The 24,234-nt window shown below is 41.3% G+C and carries 16 protein-coding genes; 14 read left to right on the top strand and 2 right to left on the bottom strand.

Annotated elements, in window-relative coordinates; genetic code table 11:
* Positions 1-240: 240 nt before the first annotated feature.
* Positions 241-702 carry a GNAT family N-acetyltransferase gene (locus tag QLQ22_RS20600; RefSeq protein WP_223437641.1) on the top strand — a complete coding sequence of 154 codons (462 nt, stop codon included), beginning with the start codon at positions 241-243 and terminating at the stop codon, positions 700-702.
* An 85-nt stretch (positions 703-787) separates the two neighbouring features.
* On the opposite strand, the gene QLQ22_RS20595 is transcribed toward QLQ22_RS20600, so the two are convergent.
* Positions 788-1,105 carry a hypothetical protein gene (locus tag QLQ22_RS20595; protein ID WP_223437639.1) on the bottom strand — a complete coding sequence of 106 codons (318 nt, stop codon included), beginning with the start codon at positions 1,103-1,105 and terminating at the stop codon, positions 788-790.
* A 290-nt stretch (positions 1,106-1,395) separates the two neighbouring features.
* On the opposite strand from QLQ22_RS20595, the gene QLQ22_RS20590 reads away from it, so the two are divergent.
* The 12 genes from QLQ22_RS20590 to QLQ22_RS20535 all read left to right on the top strand — a co-directional run bounded on the left by QLQ22_RS20590 (position 1,396) and on the right by QLQ22_RS20535 (position 20,295).
* Positions 1,396-3,783 carry an immune inhibitor A domain-containing protein gene (locus tag QLQ22_RS20590; RefSeq protein ID WP_420828800.1) on the top strand — a complete coding sequence of 796 codons (2,388 nt, stop codon included), beginning with the start codon at positions 1,396-1,398 and terminating at the stop codon, positions 3,781-3,783.
* 173 nt (positions 3,784-3,956) lie between these two features.
* Positions 3,957-5,762, top strand: coding sequence for a cache domain-containing sensor histidine kinase (locus QLQ22_RS20585; protein WP_223437637.1), 1,806 nt, complete (start codon positions 3,957-3,959; stop codon positions 5,760-5,762).
* Positions 5,737-7,353 carry a response regulator transcription factor gene (locus QLQ22_RS20580; protein ID WP_223437635.1) on the top strand — a complete coding sequence of 539 codons (1,617 nt, stop codon included), beginning with the start codon at positions 5,737-5,739 and terminating at the stop codon, positions 7,351-7,353. Before QLQ22_RS20585 ends, QLQ22_RS20580 begins: the two co-directional genes overlap by 26 nt.
* Entirely contained in the window at positions 7,350-8,693 is a 1,344-nt protein-coding gene (locus QLQ22_RS20575) for an ABC transporter substrate-binding protein (protein WP_223437633.1), read from the top strand. Before QLQ22_RS20580 ends, QLQ22_RS20575 begins: the two co-directional genes overlap by 4 nt.
* 374 nt (positions 8,694-9,067) lie before the next feature.
* Positions 9,068-9,562 carry a DUF2798 domain-containing protein gene (locus QLQ22_RS20570; protein WP_284015448.1) on the top strand — a complete coding sequence of 165 codons (495 nt, stop codon included), beginning with the start codon at positions 9,068-9,070 and terminating at the stop codon, positions 9,560-9,562.
* A 466-nt stretch (positions 9,563-10,028) separates the two neighbouring features.
* Entirely contained in the window at positions 10,029-11,000 is a 972-nt protein-coding gene (locus QLQ22_RS20565; protein WP_223437630.1) for an ABC transporter permease, read from the top strand.
* Positions 11,001-11,018: 18 nt separating this feature from the next.
* Positions 11,019-11,897, top strand: coding sequence for a carbohydrate ABC transporter permease (locus QLQ22_RS20560; protein WP_223437628.1), 879 nt, complete (start codon positions 11,019-11,021; stop codon positions 11,895-11,897).
* 23 nt (positions 11,898-11,920) lie between these two features.
* A complete protein-coding gene (locus QLQ22_RS20555) occupies positions 11,921-13,525 on the top strand; it encodes an ABC transporter substrate-binding protein (RefSeq protein ID WP_284015447.1) in 1,605 nt (534 codons plus the stop codon).
* A gap of 95 nt (positions 13,526-13,620) precedes the next feature.
* Complete coding sequence (locus QLQ22_RS20550; protein ID WP_223437616.1) at positions 13,621-15,093, top strand: glycoside hydrolase family 32 protein; 1,473 nt, start codon at positions 13,621-13,623, stop codon at positions 15,091-15,093.
* A 7-nt stretch (positions 15,094-15,100) separates the two neighbouring features.
* Positions 15,101-16,069, top strand: a complete 969-nt coding sequence (locus QLQ22_RS20545) for a carbohydrate kinase family protein (protein WP_223437614.1) — start codon at positions 15,101-15,103, stop codon at positions 16,067-16,069.
* A 100-nt stretch (positions 16,070-16,169) separates the two neighbouring features.
* On the top strand, positions 16,170-19,862 hold the full coding sequence (locus QLQ22_RS20540) for a GH32 C-terminal domain-containing protein (protein WP_284015446.1): 3,693 nt from the start codon (positions 16,170-16,172) through the stop codon (positions 19,860-19,862).
* A 139-nt stretch (positions 19,863-20,001) separates the two neighbouring features.
* Entirely contained in the window at positions 20,002-20,295 is a 294-nt protein-coding gene (locus tag QLQ22_RS20535; protein WP_284015445.1) for a hypothetical protein, read from the top strand.
* Between the two features lie 158 nt (positions 20,296-20,453).
* On the opposite strand, the gene QLQ22_RS20530 is transcribed toward QLQ22_RS20535, so the two are convergent.
* Entirely contained in the window at positions 20,454-21,812 is a 1,359-nt protein-coding gene (locus tag QLQ22_RS20530; RefSeq protein WP_284015444.1) for a glycosyltransferase family 2 protein, read from the bottom strand.
* Between the two features lie 1,202 nt (positions 21,813-23,014).
* Here QLQ22_RS20530 and QLQ22_RS20525 point away from each other — a divergent pair.
* Positions 23,015-24,226 carry an ROK family transcriptional regulator gene (locus QLQ22_RS20525; protein WP_284015443.1) on the top strand — a complete coding sequence of 404 codons (1,212 nt, stop codon included), beginning with the start codon at positions 23,015-23,017 and terminating at the stop codon, positions 24,224-24,226.
* Positions 24,227-24,234: the final 8 nt, after the last annotated feature.

The raw sequence follows: 24,234 nt of genomic DNA, 5'->3' as shown, positions 1-24,234 counted from the left end.
AGATAATTTTAATGAAATCAAAAAAAATACCAGTCACTATTCATACTCTCAAATTAAATCACTTTAAAGGATTTAAAAAGCATGAAACAGCAGGTTAACATAAAGTCGAGTGAATATGTTGCTTAGGCAACTTTTTTTATTGTTCCGTCCACTTGGCAGTTTAGTTAAAGAAGAGGTTACATTACCTGGCATAAAGTGATAAAAAAGAGTGAAAATCAAATTTTGAAAAGGAGAGATTCTATGAAGGTGCAATTGAAACGGGTTACGAGAGAAAATTGGGAGGAAGCTTTGACTCTGAAAGTTAAGAAGGAGCAAAGTGATTTTGCTCCCCCAGTTGCCGTATCCCTTGCAAAAGTCTACATTAAACCAGACGGTGATAACGTCGAATACATTCCCTTTGCTATTTATGACAAAGAGAGAATGGTCGGATTTATTATGCATGCATACGAAGAAAATACGACTAATATGTACTGGATTAACGGATTTATTATTGATGAAAGATATCAGGGAAACGGCTGCGGCAGGTCTGCACTATCCGAGATCATTCAATGGATAGTAAGTGAATTTTCTATATGCAAAGAAATTCGTTTAACGGTCTGTAAAGAGAACAAAATTGCTCGTGAATTATATAATAGTTTTGGCTTTCTTCCCACTGGGGAGGTATATGCAGGAGAAGATGTATTGTTTCTTTCTGTAGATTAACTATATTGTTTAATAAAAAAAGGACCAGTTGATGGTCCTTTTCCTTTGGGTGATCAGAGCCACTTAAAAAGATGATTGCAATCCGTTAATTCTCCTCCGACTCACTAACCTTCTCAATCTTCTCTACAAACATCTGATAAACTCTGCGCTTCTCTTCCAGCTCTTTTATATAAAGCTTCAGCTCATTGAATTTTTCTTCGAATGGCTTTTGATAGGTTGTTTTGATATTGTTGATAATTTCATCGTTTATAGTAGATTGAATGACTTGTTTTGTAATGCCAAATTTATAGGAATATAACTGAAGTTCGCTTTTGACTTTGTCATATTCAGTGTCTATTTCATTCTTTTGCTTCAGCATATCCTCTTTCCATTGATGCAGAGAATCTTTCACATATGATTCCATCTTTCCCCTCCTAAGCGGCTTATTCGCCTATGTATCTCAATACACTATTTATAATCTATGACTATTTTGTGGGGGTAATCAGGGGATTTTCGTCCTTCTTCCCTGCTTTTGCGACAGGAATATAGGCTAAATGAAATAGGAGATGCTTGTTCCTATTGATCTATTATCCCAGTAAAATTTTTCCGATTATAGGAGAAAAGGTCAATTCTATCTAATTATGATTGTGCTATCTTTAAATATGTAGAAAAAACAGAAAATTCTACATGTTCTTACAAATAGGAGGGGTAGTATTGGCAAAGTGGAGCAAGAAATTCGGAACATCACTTTTGGCAACAAGTTTGGCCGCAGGTTTATTCGCACCAGCTGCGTTTGCGAAAGAACCAGTACCAACAGACGTTCAAACAGCATTGTCTGCACCAATTGATCTGAACATTATCAATGAAGACCGCCTGGCAAATGCATTAAAAAAACAAGGACTCATTCCGCAAAAAGCAAGTGACAAGGAAGTCGCTGCAGCCGTGAAAAAATATATTGAGAAAAAGCAAGGTGAAAAACCGACACTTGATCTCCATGAAGATAATCACAATGCAAAAGTGGACATGGATAAGAAATCAAAGGATTTCTTAACAAAGCAGAAAGAAAAGCTGACAAAGCAATTAAATAAAGGTCATGAAAAACTGGAAAAAAGTAAAAAGGACGGCTTTGTAAATGTAAAGCCGGCAAAGCAGTCTGAATACAGTGGGACTGTAAGAGAAGACAAAGTTCTAATCTTGCTTGTCGAGTTTGAAGATTTCAAGCATAACAATATTGTCAAAGAAGATGGCTACATGTACTCTAATGATTTCAGCAAGGAACACTATGAAAAAATGCTTTTCGGAGACAAGCCGTTTCAGCTATTAGACGGTAAAAAAGTACCTACATTCAAGCAATATTATGAAGAGCAATCAGGCGGAAGCTATACAGTAGACGGCACAGTTTCTGAATGGCTGACTGTTCCTGGCAAAGCAGCTGATTATGGCGATGACAATCCTGCTGGAGGCCATGACAACTTGGCGCCAAAAGGACCACGTGACCTTGTGAAAGATACGCTTAATGCGGCAGCTAAATCTGGTATGGATCTCTCTCAATATGACGAATTTGATTTATATGATTTAGATGGAGACGGCAATCAAAACGAGCCGGACGGACTTGTTGACCATTTGATGATCGTACATGCTGGAACCGGACAAGAAGCTGGCGGCGGCAAGCTGGGCAATGATGCAATTTGGTCTCACCGCTGGACGCTGGACGGAGTATACAAAGTTGAAGGAACAAAAGCAGAAGTACCATACTGGGGTGGACAAATGGCTGCATTTGACTACACGATCCAGCCTGAAGATGGTGCAGTCGGCGTATTCGCACATGAATTCGGACATGATTTAGGTCTTCCTGACGAATATGACACGCAGTACTCCGGAAACGGCGAGCCTGTTGCCTCATGGTCAATCATGAGCGGAGGCAGCTGGAATGGCCAAACAGCGGGTACAGAACCGACAAGCTTCTCCCCGCAGAACAAAGAATTCTTCCAAACTGTTATGGGCGGAAACTGGGCGAACATCCAGGAAATTGACTACAAAGATGTGACAGCTGAAGGAACAGCAACATTCCTCGATCAAAGTGTCACAAAATCAAATAACCCAGGAATCGTCAAAGTCAACCTTCCTGAAAAACAAGTAAAAAGCACAATTCAGCCTGAATTCGGTGAAAAATATTATCACAGTACAAAAGGCGATGACCTTCATACAGTGATGGAAACACCTGAATTCGATTTAACAGGAAAAACAAATGCAACATTCTCTTACAAAGCAAACTATGACATTGAATACGGCTGCGCATGTGACTCATTAACCGTAAAAGCAGAGACAGCAGATGGCACCAAAGTTCTTGAAATATTAGGCGGCGATGTGACAGACGGCGACGCTACTAAAGGAACAACAAACGGAAAATGGATTGACAAATCCTACGACCTCAGCGAATTTGCAGGCAAAAAAGTAAAACTGGTATTTGAATATTTAACAGACGGCGGCCTTGCACCTGAAGGGTTTGCTTTAGACAACGCAGTTCTTACTGCTGATGGCGAGCAAGTTTTCAGCGACGATGCAGAAGGTGCATCTAAATTTACATTGGATGGCTTCAAAGCATTTGAGGGAACATACCTTGCACAGCACCATTATTACTTAGAGTGGAGAAACTACGCTGGATCTGACAAAGCATTAGCTTTCTCCCGCGGTCCTAAATACAATACAGGCATGGTCGTCTGGTATGCAGATAACAGCTACACAGACAACTGGGTTGGCGAGCATCCTGGTGAAGGGTTCCTAGGAGTGGTCGACTCTCATCCGCAGCCATTATACGGATTGCTGGACGGAAAACTGACAACAACACAATCAACCCGCTATCAAATCGCAGACGCAGCATTCTCTTATGACAAATCTGCGTCTTGGTACGTAGACAGCCCGACACGCGGCGAATACAGCTACAACGGTTTAAAAGGAGTCACATTCTTCGATGACTCAAGATCATACATGAATGAAGTCATTCCAGACGCTGGACGCAAAGTTCCAAATTACGGCCTGAAATTCCAGGTTGTAGGCGAAGCGAAGGATAACTCTGCTGGAGCGGTTTGGATTCGGAAATAAGAGAAAAGGCAGCTTTTAAGCTGCTTTTTCTTTTTTTATGGAATGATGTCTAACTCCCGACGTTTTTTACCAAAAGGGTGTTTATAAAAATACAAACCAGCCACCCCCGGTTTGTATTATACTTTAAGAAAATAGAACTAGCAGAAACTTTTGAAAAGTTCCCGGGAGGCTCCATGTTTTATTCTCTGAGAAATCGTTTGTTCATCATTTTTACCATTCTCCTGACCGTTCCATTTCTTGTTTTATCCCTTCTTATTCCGGCATGGTTTACATCCGTCATAGAAGATCAGACAAAAGATTCAACAGTCGAAATGATGGAGCAATACTCCATCTATATTAACTCCGTCACCTCACAGGCAGAGGATTTGGGAAAGCAGGTACTTGTCAATCAGGCAACACAGGAGTGGCTGCATTCAGAAAGTGATCCGGCTGTCCCGTCTGCTGAACGGCTTCTAATCAAAAATCAGCTGAAAATGCAGCTTTCTTCCATGATGGTCAATAATTCAAATGGTATGGGTATTTCTGTTTTCTTAAACGATGGGACAGGAACATGGGGGAATAACCCGCTGCTTGCTGAAACAGAATGGTACCAGGAATTTTTAAAGGGAGAAAAGCGATGGGTCAACCATCACCGTGACCCGTATCAGCTCCATCAAACTATGAGGGAAGCAGAGGTAAACAGCTACTTAATTCCTCTCTTTGATTTGCAGGTGCTGGACCTATCTGGAATGATCAAAGTCAGTTTTCCATCTTCGCTGCTTGAAACGGCACTGGGGAAAATTAAACTTGGCGAAAATGGACGTGTATATTTGCTGGATGATAATGGAAATAACGTTTTATCCGGAAAGGTAGAAACTCCATCTTCTGTTATAAATGACAGTCTTGGAAAAATTCAGCGAATGAAGCAGCCTAATGGACTAATAGAAACAGCGTACAACGATGAAGACTATCTTGTCTTTTTTCAAAAACTGAAGATAGGAAATTGGACGCTGGTCAGCGAAATTACAAAATCTGAACTGTTTGCCAAAATCGATAAGCTCCAGCAGAATTTATTGGTTTTCAGTGCCATCATCTTTCTGCTGACGATCCTTGCTTCCTACGTCCTATCCTCAAACATCGTAAGACCGCTCGGTAAGCTTACAAATGCTATGAAGTTCGTTGAAAAAGGGGATCTTGATGGTGCAAGGAAGTTTATGCCGACAATTAAATCTTATAATCATGAGGTCGGGTATGCTATAAAAGTTTTTGATCATACAATCGGAAAGCTGAACGAGTTAATTAAGACAGAATACAAGGCGAATCTCCGGAGGAAAGATGCTGAATACAAAGCATTGCTTCTTCAGATCAATCCTCATTTTTTAAACAACACGCTTGAAGTTATCGGCAGTCTCGCCCTGCAGAATAAACAGAAGGAAGTTCTGGATGTGAGCATCTATCTTGGAAGAATGATGAGATACTCGTTAAACACCAAATCAGACATAGTCAGGTTAAGGGAGGAGCTTACCTATATCAGGGATTTTATTGAAATCCTGAAGCTGAGGTACGATGGTGCCATCAAGTTTAGAATTGAGGAGGATCAAGCAGCTGCTTCGTTTCCAATCTGTAAATTTATTATCCAGCCGCTTGTTGAAAATGCAGTGAAATACAGTTTACTGGAAAAAACAGATGCAGAGATTCTGATTCGGACAGAATGGAGAGAAAACAGGTTAACCATAGCGATAGAAGACGATGGCATAGGCATGTCCCAGGAGATGATTTCGCAGCTTTTGGCAGAAGAAAAAGAATATGAAACCATGGGCGTATTGGACAGCAGCGGAAGCAGCATTGGCCTTAGAAATGTGATTGGAAGATTGAAGCTCTTCTGCGGCAGCCGCTTTTCAATTGAAATCAAGTCAGAAGAAGGAGCCGGGACAAGAATTGCATTATGTATAAAGGGAAATGAGGGGGATATACATGATGAAGGTCATTATAGCGGATGATGAAATTCAAGTCCGCAGAGGGCTGAAAATGAAAGCAAAGTGGGAAGAAGAGGGATTCCAGATTGCCGGAGAAGCATCAAATGGAAAGGAAGCGCTTCAATTAGTGGAAGAAATAAAAGCAGATCTGGTCATAACAGATGTACGGATGCCGGTCATGGACGGAATTGAATTCGCTAGAAGGTGCCACAGGAAATTTCCCCATGTAAAAGTCATCGTTTTATCGGGGTACTCAGATTTTGAATATGTTCGATCTTCTCTTGTTGAAGGGGTGAAAGATTACTTGCTGAAGCCTGTAGCTCCCGATGAGCTCGCAGGAGCTTTGAGAAGAGTGAAAGAAGAAATTGTCCTTGAAAAAAAGCAGCTGCTTGAATCCGAAAAAATCTCCAGGATGGTTCACACACAGCTGGAAGAAATGAAAGAACAGTACTTGCTGCAGCTGGTAAAGGAAGAATGGTCTGAACCATTTCTCGCTGCAGAAAGACTCCAGCACCTTAAGCTGGGCTTTCTAGCGGAGGAAGAAAAACACGTTCAATTCTTCACAGTTGAACTTAGGGCGTCAGAAGAACATTCAGTAAAAGAGCTTTGGCTCCCGTTTAGGATGCTCTGCAAAGAAATAGCCGAACAGTATGAAGGGACTTGTGCATATTATGATGCGGGCTATTCAAACATGCTTCACTTTCTTCACTGCATAGATAGAAAGAAACCTTTAGAAACCTTGAGTATTGTGAAAAAGGTACAAACGTATGTTAAAAAGTATCTCAAAGCTGAAACAGTGATCGGAATGGGCAAGAAGGTAAGTAATCTGACGGAGTTAAAAACAGGCTATATTTCTTCTTTGCTTGCCTGGAGCCAGAGTGATCCGGGACTGAAATCACAAGTAATCGATGGAACGCATCATAAGGACGTTTTCGAACTCTCTCCTGATAAGGAGAAAAAAGCAGCAAACTTGATTGAAAATGGCAGCCTGAAGGAAGGCAGGAAGCTGATAAATGACCTTCTGCTTGAAGCAAAGGCGGGGTCCATGCTGTCTTTTTCTTTTGCAGCCAATCGGCTTCTCCTTCTGCTTGAATCACTTGCTGCGAAATATGATATGGACAGAGCGGAAATCAATCAGACGATGTGGTCTTGTCAGCAGAGCATCGGAGAACTGACCGCCCATGAAAAAGTCATTGAGCAAGTAACTGAATTTGCTCACAGGATTATCCTTCTGGTAAGCAAGTCACGTTCTTCGCCAAATGGTTTGGCCATTGTTGAAAATGTCCGCCGTTATTTGGATCTGAATTTTGCAAATGAAGTCACGCTGACCTCTTTATCTGAACAATTTCATATCAATAGTGCCTACTTATCTGAACTTTTTAAGCTTCATGTCGGCCAGAACTTCAGTGATTATTTAGTGGAGGTACGGATGAAGCATGCATGTGAATTATTAAAAGACAGACAGCTGAAAGTGATTGATATCGCATACTTGACAGGTTATTCCAATTCCGGCTACTTCAGCACCGTTTTTAAAAAACACGCCGGACAGACTCCTGCAGAATATCGGAAGGCTGCACTAAACATGGATGAAATAGCAGGCAGGGAAAGACGATGAAAAAAAGAGCTGCCATTTTTATACCAGTCATTCTGCTGTTCATTGCAGCAGGCTATTATGCCTTTTCTTCATTCAGCTTGTTTTCAGATGAGGAAAATAACAATCCGGGAGTGCTCTCCGGGAAATCAGAGAACATTGAACTGACTTTCTGGAGGAATTATGGCACCAAGCTAGAAAATGAAGCTTATAAAGAACTGATAGCAGCCTTTGAGTCCTCTCATCCCGGAATCACGATTAAAATGAATGCCATCCCGTATGGTGATTATGAGTTAAGACTGAGAACGGAAATTGCGGCCGGAAGCCCGCCTGACATTATGTCGATCGACAGTCCTAACCTCGCCCTCTATGCCAATTCAGGTGCGCTGCTGTCGATTGACAAGGAAATGAAAGAAGAAGGAGAGATCGAGGATATTCCTTTTTCAACACTTGAAGGCATGAAATTTGAAGATGAAATCTATCTGTCTCCTATTGCAGAATCAGGTGTGGCCTTATTTTATAATATTGACCTATTTAAAAAAGCCGGATTGCCTCTTCCATCCGATGATCCTGCTTCCCCAATGACATGGGACGAGGTAGTGGAAATGGCCAAAAAAATAAATGATCCCGGGAATGAAATCTTCGGGATTGATCCTGCACAGGGATTCAGCGACGGGGAATCTCCAAGCTACTTCAAAACGCCTTTATTATGGCAATTTGGTGCGGATGTTTTGAGCCCTGATGGAAAAACTGCCTCCGGTTATCTTAATTCTAAAAACGCGGTACAGGCCCTGCAATTCTATCAGGACCTCTATCACCGCTACAAAGTGGCGTCTGTTGATCTGCCTCCCGATCCGTTTATAACAGGACACCTGGGCATGACTGTCTTGGGATCATGGATGCTTGGGGAAATTGAACGGAATAACCCTGATTTTAAACTGGGTGAGGACTTCGGAGTAGCTCCTTTGCCAAAGGGAAATTATCAGGTTACTCCAAATGGAGGCTGGGCACTCGGCATTTCGGCTAAATCCGATCATCCGGAAGAGGCATGGAAGTTTATCAGGTATATGACAAGCTTTGAGGGCTCAAAAAAATATGTGGATATAACTGGCGATATGCCAGCGAGATTTTCCGTCTCAAAAGCATTTCCTGAGCTGACAGCCTATCCAAAAAATATCTTTGTGCAGCAGGCATTGAAGTACTCAAAAAACCGGCCTGTTTCACCTGCATACCCAGTTATAAGCGATGCTCTTAAGGAATTATTTGAAGAAATCGGCATAGGCGGGAAAGACGTAAAAGCATCTGCAGATAAGGCAGTGGCGAAAATAAACAGCGGGCTGGATGATATAAATGACAAGGAATGAAATGGGGTCGCTGCACAAGGTGTTCCATTTTAAAGGAGAAAAATACAATTTTCATTTGAAAACAAATTTGCATACGATTCACAGGGATTTTTCCATTTAAAATGAATAAAACATAGAATAACCAGCCCGCCAGAAAAAGGGGCTGGTTATTCTGTCGTTGGAAATAAAAGTTAATATAGTGGTTTCCGTTATTCTATTAGGAGGATTAGATTTTTTTCTTCTTAAGTTAAAGGGCAAGATGACGGTAGAAGAAAAAGGCTAAAACAATAAATGAGTAAAGCAGATAATACATTGTTCACAAAATAGTCACTTATGAAGAGATTTCCCTTTTCGCTATAATAGCAAGGTACTTAAAAGAAGGGATGTAGGAAAATTTGCCGACAACTAAGAGAGAAAGTTTTTATTTTGGGCTAATCATGTGCTTGGGCATGGTCGTAGTCATGACGTTTTATAATTTATTGATAAATGGCTTGATTGGAATGGTACCCATTAAAGGTATACTTATACAACTTATGCTGGGTTTTATTATTGCTTTCTTACTGGAGCTATTTATTGTCGGTCCAGCGGCACAGAAAATTGCTTTTTCTTTGCCATATGACAAATCTAAAAAGATCTTTGTCATTCTATCTGTTTCATTTTTTATGGTAGTTGGAATGGTTCTTTTTATGTCTCTTTATGGATTAGGGACTGCTTATTTTTATAACGGCCTAGGCGAAGAATCATTATTTATAAGCTACTTTTCCCTTGTGTTTAAAAATTTAATTTTTGCTTTCCCTCTGCAGCTTATCATTATGGGACCTTTAGTTCGGTATATATTTGCTAAATTCTTTAAAGATCAAAGAATGATGGAATCAGGCAGTATAAGTTAGGGCTTAAAGTTTTGATTAGTATCTCAATCAATTACATCGACGCTAATATACAAAAAAGTCACAGTCGGAGAAATTGCAGAGATGCCTCTGGCAGAGTTTTTAACTTTGCCGATGGTGAAGAGAACTAGTTTGCAGTCATAGGGGAAAGTGAGTAAAAAACAACTCCTGTTTCTAAAACGTTTAGTCGGTTCCATTTGGGATCGGCTTTTTGATTCACAGTACTGGTATTTTTGATTTTTATAGGATGGATTTTAGGTTCTCCCTCACTTAACGGAACCCGCAGTCTTCGGACTCGGGTTTTTCCTTTTTTTAAATGCCAAAAATATTAAACTCCTTCATCCAAAGAATTCAAACTTTTTCAAAATGCCTGTTTGATAAAGTGGAATTACAGAGAACACAGATAGAAATCTCTGAACGCAAATTATGAAAGCGCTTATAAGTGTTTTCTATCAAGGGGGGGAGTTGCATGCAGGAGGTAGTGAAGGCCAAAGATGATGGCGCTGTCATTAGCAGGCCGGAAAAGAAGACCAAAGCAAAGTACAAATGGGATTATATAAAAAAGAATTACTTTTTGTACTTGCTGATCGCACCTGCTGTTATTCTGACAATCGTTTTTAAATATGTTCCGATGTACGGAGCCATCATTGCTTTTAAGGATTTCAGCACAATTAAAGGGATATGGGGCAGCGAATGGGTCGGCTTTAAACATTTTGAAGAGTTTTTGACCTCGCCTAATTTCGAAACAATCTTTATGAGCACACTTAAGCTCAGTTTATACGGGCTTTTGCTTGGGTTTCCCATTCCAATCATTCTTGCCTTAATGCTGAACCAGGTCAGAAGAGCAGCCATTAAGAAAAATATTCAGCTGTTTTTATATGCGCCAAACTTTATTTCTGTCGTTGTCATTGTTGGGATGCTGTTTATCTTTTTGGCTCCGACGGGTCCGATCAATCATTTTCTTGCGTTTTTAACCGGTAAGCCGGTCATGTTTATGTCTGATCCTGAATACTTCAGATCCATTTATATTATCTCTGGAATCTGGCAGGCTGCAGGATGGTCGTCCATTGTCTATGTTGCCGCTTTGGCGAACGTGGATCCTGAATTGCACCAGGCAGCGACGATTGATGGAGCAAACATTCTTCAGCGGATGATCCATATTGATCTGCCGGCTTTAAAGCCGCTTATGGCTATTATCTTTATTTTAGGTGCAGGCGGTATCATGGCGATTGGGTTTGAAAAAGCTTTTCTGATGCAGACAGCCATGAACTTGCCGACATCGGAGATTCTTCCGACCTACGTTTATAAAATTGGTTTGCAGGCAGGAGATTACGCTTATTCAACTGCAGTTGGCCTGTTCAACTCAGTCATCAACGTCATTTTGCTTATTGTCGTGAATTTTGTTGTCAAAAAACTGAATGAAGGAGAAGGACTTTATTAATCTGAGAGGAGGATTTATATGATTAAACACACAAGAATAGACCGGATCATCCTGTCTCTGAATGCTGTATTTCTTTGTCTGGCTGTCCTTGCCGTCCTGGTCCCGCTCGTTTATGTCGTCATCGCTTCATTCATGGATCCAAATGTTCTTCTGAATCAGGGTTTGTCGTTTAAAGTGTCTGATTGGAGCCTAGAGGGATATAAACGGATTCTATCCGATGATTCAATGGTTAGGGGATTTATAAATGCCATGCTTTACTCTGCAGGATTTGCCATTATTACCGTCGTTGTCTCCATATTTGCTGCTTTTCCTCTGGCGACTCAAGGGTTTGTCGGTAAAAACGCTTTTATGACATTCTTTCTTTTTACGATGTTTTTCAGCGGCGGATTAATTCCGACGTATCTGGTTGTCAAAGATCTCGGCATGTTAAATACGGTCTGGGCGATTTTGCTGCCGGGAGCAGTCAATGTGTGGAACATCATACTTGCCAGAACTTACTTTAAGGGGATACCGCATGAACTGCATGAAGCAGCTAAAGTGGACGGGGCTTCGGACTTGCTTATTTTCTTCAAAATCGTGATACCGCTTTCTAAACCGATTATTTTTGTTCTCGCGCTCTATGCGTTTGTCGGCCAATGGAATTCCTATTTCGATGCCATGATTTATCTTGAAGATCCTAAAATGCATCCATTGCAGCTTGTTTTACGATCCATCTTAATTCAGAACCAGGCTGAACCCGGCATGATCAGCGATCAATTGGCAATGGCAGAGCTTGCTAAGGTTTCAGAGATGATTAAATACTCGGCGATCGTGATCTCAAGCCTTCCGCTGATCATTATGTATCCATTCTTCCAGAAGTACTTTGAAAAAGGGGTTATGGTCGGTTCATTAAAATAACAAATGATACAGGGGGAAATGTAATGAAACATGTTAAGAGAGCTATAGGAACTGCCGCTATTGCAGCTGTTTTATTATCCGGCTGCACAAGCAAAAATGTCTCATCTTCAGAAGACTATGAACTAAAAGATGTCTCCTTCCCGCTTAAGGAAGAAGTTACGCTGAAATTTATCACGCAAAGCTCGCCGCTTGCGCCTAAAGATCCAAATGATAAACTCATTTATAAGAGACTGGAAGAAAAAACGGGTGTTCAAATCCAGTGGAAAAACTATACGAACGATGTGTTTGCGGAGAAGAGAAATCTGGCTATGGCAAGCGGTGATTTGCCGGATGCCATTATGGATGCAGGCTACGGCGACTATGACTTGCTGAAGCTTGCAAAAGATGGAGCGATTATTCCAGTTGAGGATTTAATTGAAAAACACATGCCGAATCTGAAAAAAGTGCTCGATTCTTCACCAGAATATAAAGCAATGATGACAGCTCCTGACGGTCATATCTATTCCTTCCCATGGATTGAAGAGCTTGGGACAGGCAAAGAGAATATTCATTCAGTTGATGATTTTCCGTGGATTAATGTGGAGTGGCTCAATAAGCTGGGCTTAAAAATGCCGTCAAATACAGAAGAGCTAAAGAACGTATTAGTTGCCTTTAAGACTCAGGATCCAAACGGAAACGGAAAAGCGGACGAAATTCCAATGTCCTTCATCATTAATCATGGCGGTGAAGATCCTGCCTTCTTATTCGGAGCATTCGGCCTTGGAGATAACTGGGATCATACAGTTGTAAGCAATGAAGGCAAAGTGATCCTGACAGCAGCTGAGGAAGGGTATAAAGATGCCATCATGTACTTCAGCGATCTTTATAAGGAAGGCTTAATTGATGTAGAAGCGTTTGAACACGACTGGAACACGTATCTTGCAAAAGGAAAAGATGAACGGTACGGCATGTACTTTACCTGGGACAAAGCAAACATTACCGGCATGAATGACAAATATGACCTTATGTCTCCAGTAGCTGGACCGGATGGAAATGTAAACGTTGCCAGAACAAATGGAATGGGCTTTGACAGAGGGAGAATGGTCATTACAAGTTCAAATAAAAATCTTGAGCTTACCGCTAAATGGATTGACCAGCTGTATGATCCGCTGCAGTCTGTTCAGAACAACTGGGGAACATACGGAGATGACAAACAGCAAAACATCTTTGAATATGACGAATCTGCAAATATGCTGAAGCATCTGCCGCTTGAAGGAGCTGCACCAGTTGAAGTTCGTCAAAAAACAAGTGTTAACGGACCTCTTGCAATTTTAGATGAATACTATGGATCCGTTACCACGAAGCCGGATGATGCTGCTTGGAGACTGGACTTGATGAAAGATGTTATGGTTCCTCATATGAAAGCTGAAAATACGTATCCAAAAGTCTTCTTCTCTATTGAAGAGCTGGATAAGCTATCATCCATTGAAACGGATCTATTTGCTTACATTAACAGAAAGCGCGCTGAATGGATGACAAACGGAAAAGCGGAAGCAGAATGGAAGGAATATTTAGCTGAACTTGACCGTTTAGGACTTCAGGAGTGGCTTGAAATCAAACAGACAGGCTATGACCGCAATCAGCAATAAACAATAAACAATAAACATTAAACATTAAACATTAAACTAAAGAGGCTGTTGTTCTTTTCTGCAGTCTCTTAATCTATGGAAAAGGAGTTTTTTTCGTGAAACCGATTTTAACAGAAAAATATCGTCCCCATTTTCACTTTTCGCCACTCGGAAAATGGCTGAATGATCCTAACGGAATGGTGTTTTTTAACGGTGAGTATCATCTGTTCTACCAGCATCATCCCTTTAGTACAATCTGGGGTCCGATGCATTGGGGCCATGCGGTCAGCAAGGATTTAATTCACTGGGAGCATCTTCCTGTCGCGCTGCATCCTGATGAACATGGAGCCATTTTCTCAGGAAGCGCAGTCGTCGACTGGGATAATACGACCGGTTTCTTCGACGATCAGCCTGGGCTGGTTGCGATCTATACAAGCCATGATTCGTATCCTGACTCAGAAAGGCCGCGTCAGCGCCAATGCATCGCATACAGCAAGGATAACGGGAGATCATGGACAAAGTACAGCGGCAATCCGGTCCTTATTGACGAAACAAAAACAGATTACCGTGATCCTAAAGTTTTCTGGCACTCTGAAACCAAGCACTGGATAATGGTTCTTGCTACAGGCCAGAGCGTGACGATTTACAAGTCTATCAATTTAATTAACTGGCAGTTTGCAAGTGAGTTTGGAGAAGGCTCTCATGCCGGGTTCTGGGAATGTCCTGATCTGTTCCCCCTTAAGGTTGATGGAGACAAGGTGAAATGGGTGATGCTTGTCAGCCTGGGGGATACCGGCGAACATGCAGAAGGCTCTTGGACTCAGTATTTTATAGGAGATTTCGATGGAGAGACCTTTATTAATGATCATGACAAAGAGACCGTTCTCTGGCTGGACTACGGAAGGGACAACTACGCTGGAGTCAGCTGGTCTGACATGCCATCAAGTGACGGCAGAAGAATTTATATCGGGTGGATGAGCAATTGGCGCTATGCCAATCAAGTTCCTACAAAAGAGTGGCGGGGTGTCATGACGATCCCGAGGGAATTATCCCTAGCCTCAAGTGCGGATGGAGTCCGCATTATTCAAAAACCTGTTTCAGAAGCAAGAGTGCTGAGAAAGAGGAGCAATACTTTTAAGGATAAGCTTTTAACACCGGATCAGCCGCTTTCCATTCCTTTGGAGAGCACATTGCTTGAACTAAATCTGGAAGTTGAATTTCAGGACGCTTCCATTGCTGAACTGACGATTCAGCATTCTGATTCAGAAAAAACGGTCATCCGTTATGATGCAGAAGCGGAAATCCTGTCAGCAGACAGAACACTTTCAGGTGAATCTGACTTTTCATCTTCATTCCCTGCGGTGCAGGCTGCACCCTTAAAGATGAAGAAAAACGGCGTTCGTTTGCAGTTGCTTTTAGATGCCTCTTCCATTGAACTTTTCGGCAATGACGGTGAATGCGCCATTACGAGCCTTGTGTTCCCTTCATCTGAAAAGAGCGAATTGCACCTGGCCGCTTCAGGTGGAAGCATAAAAGTAAAATCATTTGAGCTGCATGAGCTGTCTTCCATTTGGAACAAGGAAGGGTGAAAGCAAGGTGGGTTCGTCTGTTATTTGCATCGGGGAATTGCTGATTGATTTTTTCTGCACGGAAACAGATATTAATTTAATGGAAGGAAAGAAGTTTGAAAAACAAGCGGGAGGAGCTCCTGCCAATGTTTGTGCGGCTATAGCTAAATTAGGAGGCAAGGCTTCCTTCTGCGGAAAAGTGGGAAACGACCCTTTTGGTTCTTTTCTGAAGAAAACGCTTGATGAAGCGGGCGTTGATACGTCTATGGTTGTATTTGATCCTGTACACAAAACATCGCTTGCCTTTGTATCGCTTCAGGCGGATGGAGAGAGAGATTTCCTTTTTAACAGAGGGGCTGATGCTTTTTTATCTGAGCAGGATATTGATGAGGAAAAAATAAAACAAGCGGGCATTCTTCATTTTGGATCAGCAACAGCACTGCTGGAAGACCCGTTTCGAACGCTTTATTTTGACATGATGAAAAAAGCAAAGAACGAAGGGAAATTCATTTCCTTTGATCCGAATTTCAGAAACGATCTGTGGAAAGCAAACACAGAAGAGTTTATCAGCTTGGCAAAAATGGCAATGGGGCTGGCTGATTTTATTAAAATGAGTGCGGACGAACTTGAACTGATTTCAGGAGTGAATGGTGTCACTGCAGGACTCGATGCTCTTCAGGAAACCTGCGAAGGACTGATTGCCGTCACATTAGGGAGCGCCGGGACCATCGTTTCAAATGGAAGAGAGAAGAAGGCTGTCCCAAGCATCTGCGTCAAATCAATTGATTCAACAGGTGCCGGTGATGCATTTGTAGGCGCATTATTATATCAGATCGCACATTCAGAGAATCCGAAGATGGCTGCAGCTAATATGGATTTGGTCACAAAGATGGTTTCCTTCAGCAATCGGATTGGAGCGATCGTCTGTACAAAAGTAGGTGCGGTATCTGCCATGCCTTCTTTGAAAATAGTAAATCAAGAAGTCGTCATCAGCTGACATATTGTTTTTAAAGGGATTGTTGAAAGTTACTCTTCAATCCCTTCTTTTTTTAGAAGTGAATGAAAGCGCTTTATTATAACTGGAAGGAGTTATATAGATGAAAAAAATGACTTTGGTTAAACTGGCGGCCGCTGCTGCCCTGCTCTTTTCAGTATTTTCTTTGGAGGGATTCAGAGGAGAAGCCGATGAACATAAAACGGCGATATTCGGCTACACCGCTTTGTCGGGAAGCTGGAATAAGGAAACGGATGGCTCTCTTAAAGGGGTTGCAGCTAAAAATAAATCTGCACTTATTCTATCAATTTCAGAAACAGGCAGCTATCTGGTCTATGAAGCAACGATAAAACTCGCTAAGAACAGCGCAGGGTCACTCGTCTTCCGCGCAAATCAGACAGGCACAGAAGGATATAAAGTAAGTCTGGATTCCAAACGGGACCGCGTTTTTCTTTCTGCACTGGATGAGGACCGTATTCTGAAAAGTGTTCCGTTCAAAGTGAAAGCGAATGCTGAGACAAGAGTGAAAATAACGTCAGATGGTCCGTCCATTAGCGTATTTGTGGATGAAAAAAAGGTAATGGACCTTAAGGATTTCAGTCATTCTAAAGGATTTACAGGCTTTCATGCGGAGGGCGGAAAGCTTGTCTTCAGCAAGGTTCAAATGAGTGAAGTGCGGACGAATTTAACAGGGTTAAAAACAAAAACCGGCAAATGGCAGGCAGGTTTTGAAGGGTTAGAGGCTACCCCTGAGCAAGGAGAGAATATCTATTCCATTTCCACGACTTCTTCTGCTGATTTCACCTTTGAATCGGATCTTCTCCTAAAAGACAAAACTGCAACCGGCTCCTTGTTATTCCGGTCTGATAAAGCAGGATTAAAGGCATACCAAGTAAAGGCTGATGCAAGAAAAGACATTTTGCAGCTGAAGGATGTCAATCAGAACAGAGTTCTTTCGGAAGCAAAGATGCCGATTGAACCCGGAATCCTTTACCGCATAAAGGTAAAAGCGGAAGGTTCTTCTTTGCAGGTCTTCTGGCAGAATGGAGGGATGCCAGTTTTGAAGGCAGATGACGACACCTACACAAGAGGGCTTTTTGGCTTACATGCAAGCGGAGATGCCGTTTTTCAAAACATTCAAGTGAGTGATTTGCAGTCCAATTTAGAAGGGTGGCAATCCATTAATGGTGAGTGGACTCCGCATCTTGACGGGACGATGGGGCAGAGCCCTGCAGAACAAAATACTTACCGGATGGCAGAAACAACGGGAGCTGATTTCGTCTTAGAAGGAGATGTAAAGGTAGATGATGAAGATGAAGCTCCTTTTGGTACGGCAGGACTTGTATTCAGAGGAAATGGAGATGGCAGGGAAGGATATATGCTAACTCTGGATCCCAATCTGAACAGGATCCGTCTCCTTGATTTGAAAGGAGATCGTACTATGGGAATGGCTGAGCGGAAGATAGAAACAGGCAAAACCTATCATTTTGAAATTCATGCTGATGGAAATGATATGAAAATCTATTTCGATGGATATGCCGATCCGGTGATTTCTGTAAAAGACTCAGCCTACTCAAGCGGAAAATTCGGATTGAATGTCGATAATGGAACCGCGTATTTTCAGCATGTCTACGCCACTCCATTTGACGACTATTATTCTGAGCTATACCGGCCGCAGTATCATTTTACGCAGGCAAGAGGCTATGCAAGTGACCCGAACGGCTTAGTTTATTATGAAGGGGAATATCACCTTTTCCATCAGGACGGCGGAAAATGGGCACATGCGGTAAGCACGGATCTTGTCCACTGGAAGAGGCTGCCGATCGCGATTCCATGGAATGAGATGGGACATGCATGGTCAGGTTCTGCTGTCGTTGATAAAACCAATGCGTCCGGATTATTTAACGAGGAAGGATCGGGGCTGATTGCCTTTTACACATCGTTTAATCCTGAAAAGCACAATGGCGATCAGAAAATCGGCGTTGCTTACAGCAAAGATAAGGGGCGTACATGGGAATTTTATGATGGCAACCCGATCATACCGAATATCGGTGAATTTTATGGCGGCCAGGGCTGGGACTTCAGGGATCCGAAAGTCGTTTGGGATGAGGATCATAAGCAATGGGTCATGGTCATATCCGGGGGAGATCACATCCGTTTCTTTACCTCTCAAAATCTCCTTGACTGGGAAATGATTGAATCATTTGGGTACGGGGATTTCGTCAGAGGGGGAGTGTGGGAATGCCCTGACTTCTTCCAGCTGCCGGTTGACGGAGATCCAAACAAGAAAAAATGGGTTCTATCCATCAGTACTGGAGCGAATCCTAAAACCGGCGGATCAGATTCAGAATACTTTGTGGGGACATTTGACGGAAATCGTTTCGTCAGCGATCACCCTGCAGGCACTGTGCTGAAAAATGAGTTTGGCAAAGAAATGTATGCAGCGATGTCTTTTTCGGACATTCCAGACGAAGACGGACGCAGAATTTCATTAGGATGGATGAGCAACTGGGATTATCCATTCAGTTTTCCCACCTCACCATGGAAAGGGCAAATGTCCATTCCGCGGGAGCTTACATTGAAGACTGTTCCTGGTGAAGGAATCAGACTGTACCAGGAGCCGATTGAAGAACTGGAGAAGCTAAGAGGATCAGCTTCATCATGGAGCAGCAAAACAGTAAAGCCAGGAGATGCCAATCTGATGGCAAACGAAAAAGGTACATCCTATGAAATTGCTGCAGAAGTTGAACTGCCTGAAAACAGCCAGGCAGAATTTGGATTCAGGCTAAGGGAATCTGACTCTCAGAAAACCGTTGTGGGCTATAAGGCAGCAGAGGCTAAGATATTCTTTGACAGGTCTGAATCAGGAGACATCAGTTTTTCTGACAAGTTTTCCACTTATCATGAAATAAATGCAGCACAAAAAAACAACCGAGTGAAAATGCGTATTTTTGTAGACGAATCTTCTATTGAGGTATTCGGCAATGATGGCCAGGCAGTCTTCTCGAATGTTGTGTTTCCTGACGGGGCAAGCGATGGCATGAGCTTTTATACAAAAGGCGGTAATGTGAAAATCGTTTCCCTCGATGTTTATCCATTAAAAGGAGTCTGGAAGGATGAAGGTGCAGCTCCTTCTGAAATGTTCATGGACCATGAAAAGCTTGTTCTCCCACTCGGCGGAACGCACAAGCTTTCGGCAGCTATCCTTCCGGCAGCAGACAAGCATAAAAAAATAAGATGGCAATCAAGTAATCCAGATGCAGCCGAAGTTAAGAAACTGGATGAACGCAGTGCAGAAGTCAGGATGACAGGGCACGGCAGAAGCATCATTACTGCTACTTCAAATAATGGAAAGCTTATCGGCAGAACAATCGTTGACAGCAAGGCGGCCTTTAAGATTGCTGATAAGACAGCCGGTAAAATCCTTACACCTGAAGGGAATTCAAATGGTTCTAAAGCAAGACTTCAGACAGACGGGGAGCAAACGTGGAAGATTGATGGGGTTTCCCCTGGAGCATATAAAGTTCACGCAGGTGACAGCAAGTTCGTACTGGATGCATCCGGAATCACTCCCGGAGACGATGTGCAAGTTTGGGAGTATCTGGGCTACGGCAACCAGCAATGGAGAATAACCGATCACTGGGATGGAACGTATCGTTTCAGTGCTGTTAACAGCGGCAAAGTTCTGGGAGTTAAGAATAACCGGCCAGAGGATGGTACACTTGTGGAAATACAAGAATTAGGGGAAGGGGAGTTTCAGGAATGGAAGCTAATTGATGCTTCAGATACCCCATGATGAAAGTTTTTTCAGACACTCAGATTTACTGGGTGTCTATTTTTTCTAAGTATTGTCTCATTCCAATCTGCAAACCGTTTTCTCATGCTATAAGTCTAGTTTTAATAGCCATATTAATCATTTACTTTTATGGAGGGAAATGCAGCTGAATAAAATGAAAACTCTGCTTCCTGCAGCACTCAGCCTGACTCGCCTGATTGTGTGGTTCTGCCAGAGAGGATCGGATGTTATTTTAAAGAAAAACCAGTGGAGATACCAGAGCCGGAATCCTACAGCGGGGGAATTCTGTTCACAAACGGAAGAAGAGAAAAAAGCAGAAGGTGAAGCAAGTAGAGTAGGAAAAAGTATATGGAGCGGACGGCGGAAATTTCTTGAACGGAGCGAAGGAAAACCTCACAAGCCAAGTCATGTCCTTGATAAAAATATCCTGTAGCGTTTTGGAAGTTGGGGTGAGAAAGAAGGCGAATTGAGGATTCCGCATGATATAGCGGTGGATCAGAGTGGAAATTGTATGTCGTAGATTTTGAGAATAAGAGGCTGCAGGAATTTAAACTGAAAAAAAGGTGCCGGTTTTGGCACCTTTTTTTGTTATTAAGCCGCTGTTTCTGAATCAGTCTGATAATCCCTGCCTGTTCTCTCAACCTTATTCCAATTCTGATTAAAGAAATAGGCAATGCTGCCGTACATAATGAATATCATCGTGGCGAGCCGGTAGATCAGTACGTCAAAAAGAATCGCCACCAGCAATTTCGGAATTTCTCTCTTTTTAAAAGAAATGCCATAATGTCTGCTCATTCGAACGGCAGCTAGATCATATATCAAACCGAATATCAGTATGTAAATGAAAAAAAACAACAAGTAGTCCATATAGGAAGATGGGGGATGAATCATTCCGTTTACAACAATTAATCCAGTCATTACATAAGCTGCAATGGTTCCCGCCAGAAAGGATTCGATCAAATAAAAGAATGAAACAGGTTTCTTAAACAGGGTTTTCCCCAGAAATCCCCTGAAATGTATGACGCAATCGATAAAGGCTTTTTGCCAGCGGATCCGCTGCTTAAATAAATCCTTCCAATTTTCCGGAAGCTCCGTATAGCAGACCGCTTCAGGTATGAAGATAATTTTCTTCTTTTTATGATTGGAAATATGTCTATGGATACGCAAGGTAATATCAATATCCTCTCCTATCGTCGTTCTGAATCCTCCGACTTCGATCAGCACTTGCTTTTTAAAAATACCAAAAGCACCTGAAATGATCGCTAAAGCATGGAAGCGGGCAAGCGACATTTTGGTAATATAAAAGGCTTTAAGAAAGTCGAGAGCTTGAACGCTGACAAGAAGATTTGCACGAAGCAGAGATAAAGATTTCAACGGTTCAGCAGTTTTCGTCTGAAGCACATGAACCATTCCCCCTGCAGCAACAACGTTCTCATCCTCAAAAGCATCATTCACCACAGGAAGCGCCTTATCTGTCAAAATCGTGTCTGCATCAAGAGTAATCACCAGCTCTTTTTGTGCAAGCTCAATTCCGGCGTTTAAAGAGTCTGCCTTTCCCCCATTCACTTTATCTATTACATAAATATTCGGGTAAAGCTCAGATTGATAAAATCCCAGAATCTTTTGGTGGGCTATTTTTCTAAGCGGCTGCTTAGAGCTTGGCTTCAGCTGCAGGAATTGATTCATCAGAAGCATAGTGTCATCAGTAGACCCATCATTAATGTAAATGACATCGTACTCTGAGTAGGACAGAGATTTCATACTGAAAATAGAAGTGTCAATAATTCCCTGTTCATTGTAGCAGGGAATTAAAATGCTGATGCCCTTATCCTCTTTTGCAGGAAACTTTAACTTCTCAGTCTGCCTTTTGAACCAAGGCAAACTATGAATCAGATGAATCACTGGAAATACGATACATAAAGAAAAGAGCAATAAACTGTAAAAATCCAAAAAAACACTCCTTCGTTAAAAAAGAAAAGATATCATATATGTTCTTGGAGAATGTTTTTTTGTGAGGGTAATTGTAAGAAGGGTAATAGACTTGATTGATTTATCGATAGGAAACTTTAGTATAAACCTTCGCAGATAGGGGTGATTAATGCCTTCATATAAGAGACATCCCTCTAAAAGCATGTAGATGTATAAAGAAAGCTTAATACTTTGATCCGTATAACGTTTTTGTGCCATAAACTCTTCAATTAGTAAGCTGAATAACAGCAGTTTAATATTTTTTAGATACCTCTATAGATTACTTCATAACCATTAGTCCACTCGGAAGTGCATTTTAAAAATATCAACAGTACGCTGCATTTGAGAAATCACGTTAGGAGTCAATTGGGAATGTAACTGAGTATACATTTTTGAATCATATTGAAGAATCATTTAAAAAATGGTCTAATCACGCTGCTAAATTACTAGAAATCATCCAGGATTTCGTTTTCGTTTTGATAAATAGGTATTTTGTCATTAATGTCATTTCCTTTTATTAGGAAAGGCACGCATAGCGACACTAATCATTGTAGCGCTTGTAATTTAAGTCAGGTATTTCTTTGAGCTATTAAACTAATGCAATAAAAGTGAGAGGATAACCGCAAGGTAATATAATTGTTAATTGTTTACAGATATTGAACTCACAGAGATAAAATATAAATTTGAGCTTTTATGAAATCAATCCCATATGTAACTAGATTGCATAGGTATTCATAAATTAAAAAATACGTTTTTTTCTATAGTTAAGTATCGGAAGAGGATGAGAACTAGAGAAAGAATAAGAAGAGATACATGGCTGATGAACTATAATGACTATTTTTTAGAAAATTAAGAAAATAGATATATTTATCCATTTATTAGCAGATTACATGCTGTTTATAATAAAGGAGAAATTCCACTTAATAAACTCATTGGAAAAAGAAAGTGTTTCATCCTTCATCAAAAGATATACCACAAATGGAATCAACAAATCCTTCTCCCCTCATCATGATTATACAAATACTGCTGGAAAAACATCACTTAAAGAAAAAACCACACTTCAAATCACAAAGATTTACTTCTGCTATCACGAATGATAAGTCTAGTCCTAATCATCCTATCTTAATAAAGCCAATGGAAAAAGTATGTATTGAAAAATGAATATGTCAGGGGTGTATACCTTAATGCGAAGAACTGGGGACTTAAAACTAATCCAAGAGATAAACCGTTCTATTATCTTAGATATGATTCGAAAACAAGCCCCTATTTCTAGAAGCGAAATTGCGAAACGGATTAATATTAGTCCTACTACAGTTACATCAGCTGTTAATGAATTGATGAATGAAGGTTTCGTCCGTGAAGATGGAATTGGTGTATCAAATGGGGGCAGAAAACCAGTGCTGCTGCGCTTTGATCCTAATAGTCATTTTATAATTGGTGTCTCCATTACTAATTCATTTATAAAGATTACGGAAATGAACTTAGAGGCTGAAATACGCCGAAAGGAAATCTATTCAACCAATCTTCTGTTCGGACAATCGGTCATTGAACATGTATTGGAACTGATCAGGCAGTTTCTTGAAAAAACAGAGTATATGAATAGATGTGTCGGTATTACTATTATTACTCCAGGGATTGTTGATGCCAAGAAAGGGATCATTTCTTATAATACAAAATTGGATCTGCGTGATGTTCCTTTAAAACAATTAGTTGAGCAGCAATTTGGTTTACGGACTTATTTAGAAAATGATACGAATGCTTTCGTTTTAGCAGAGAAACATTTTGGGCCTTATGATCAGTTTAAAGATTTGCTTTATATTACAGTTGGTGACGGTCTAGGATCAGGACTTATGATTAACGGCTCAATTTACCGGGGACATAAAGGCAGTTCTGGAGAATTGGGTCATACAACGGTTGACCGCGGAAGCGGAGTGAGATGTGAGTGTGGGAATGTTGGCTGCCTTGAGAGCTATGTACGCTGGCCGGCTATTTATTCGAAAATCTTATCCGCGATTATGACAAGGGGACAGTCTACGAAGATTCAAGAACTTGTGCCTGATGATATTAGCCAAATTACTCCAGCTATTTTTATCAAAGCTTTAAATATGGGGGACGAGCTATGTCTGAAAATTTTAGAGGAAGTCGTTTCGTATTTAGCTGCAGGAGTCATTAATTATATCCATTTATTTAATCCGGAAGTCATTATTCTTGGCGGTGAGATTGTTCAAGGTAATCCAATCTTTTTAGAGGCGATCCAACAGCATGTTTCAAAGCATGTCATTCCGGTTTTAAGAGAAGACATAACGATTCGTCCAACGACTCTTGGTACAGAATTTGAAATGTTGGGCGCCGCTGCTGTTCTATTGCAAGAAAAATTTCAATCGCCTGTAATCTAGCACACTGT

Origin of the sequence: Metabacillus hrfriensis, from assembly GCF_030127205.1 — a bacterium.
GTDB lineage: Bacteria > Bacillota > Bacilli > Bacillales > Bacillaceae > Bacillus_P > Bacillus_P dongyingensis.
Note: the sequence above shows the minus strand (reverse complement) of the source record. Positions and strands in the feature narration are given on the sequence as shown.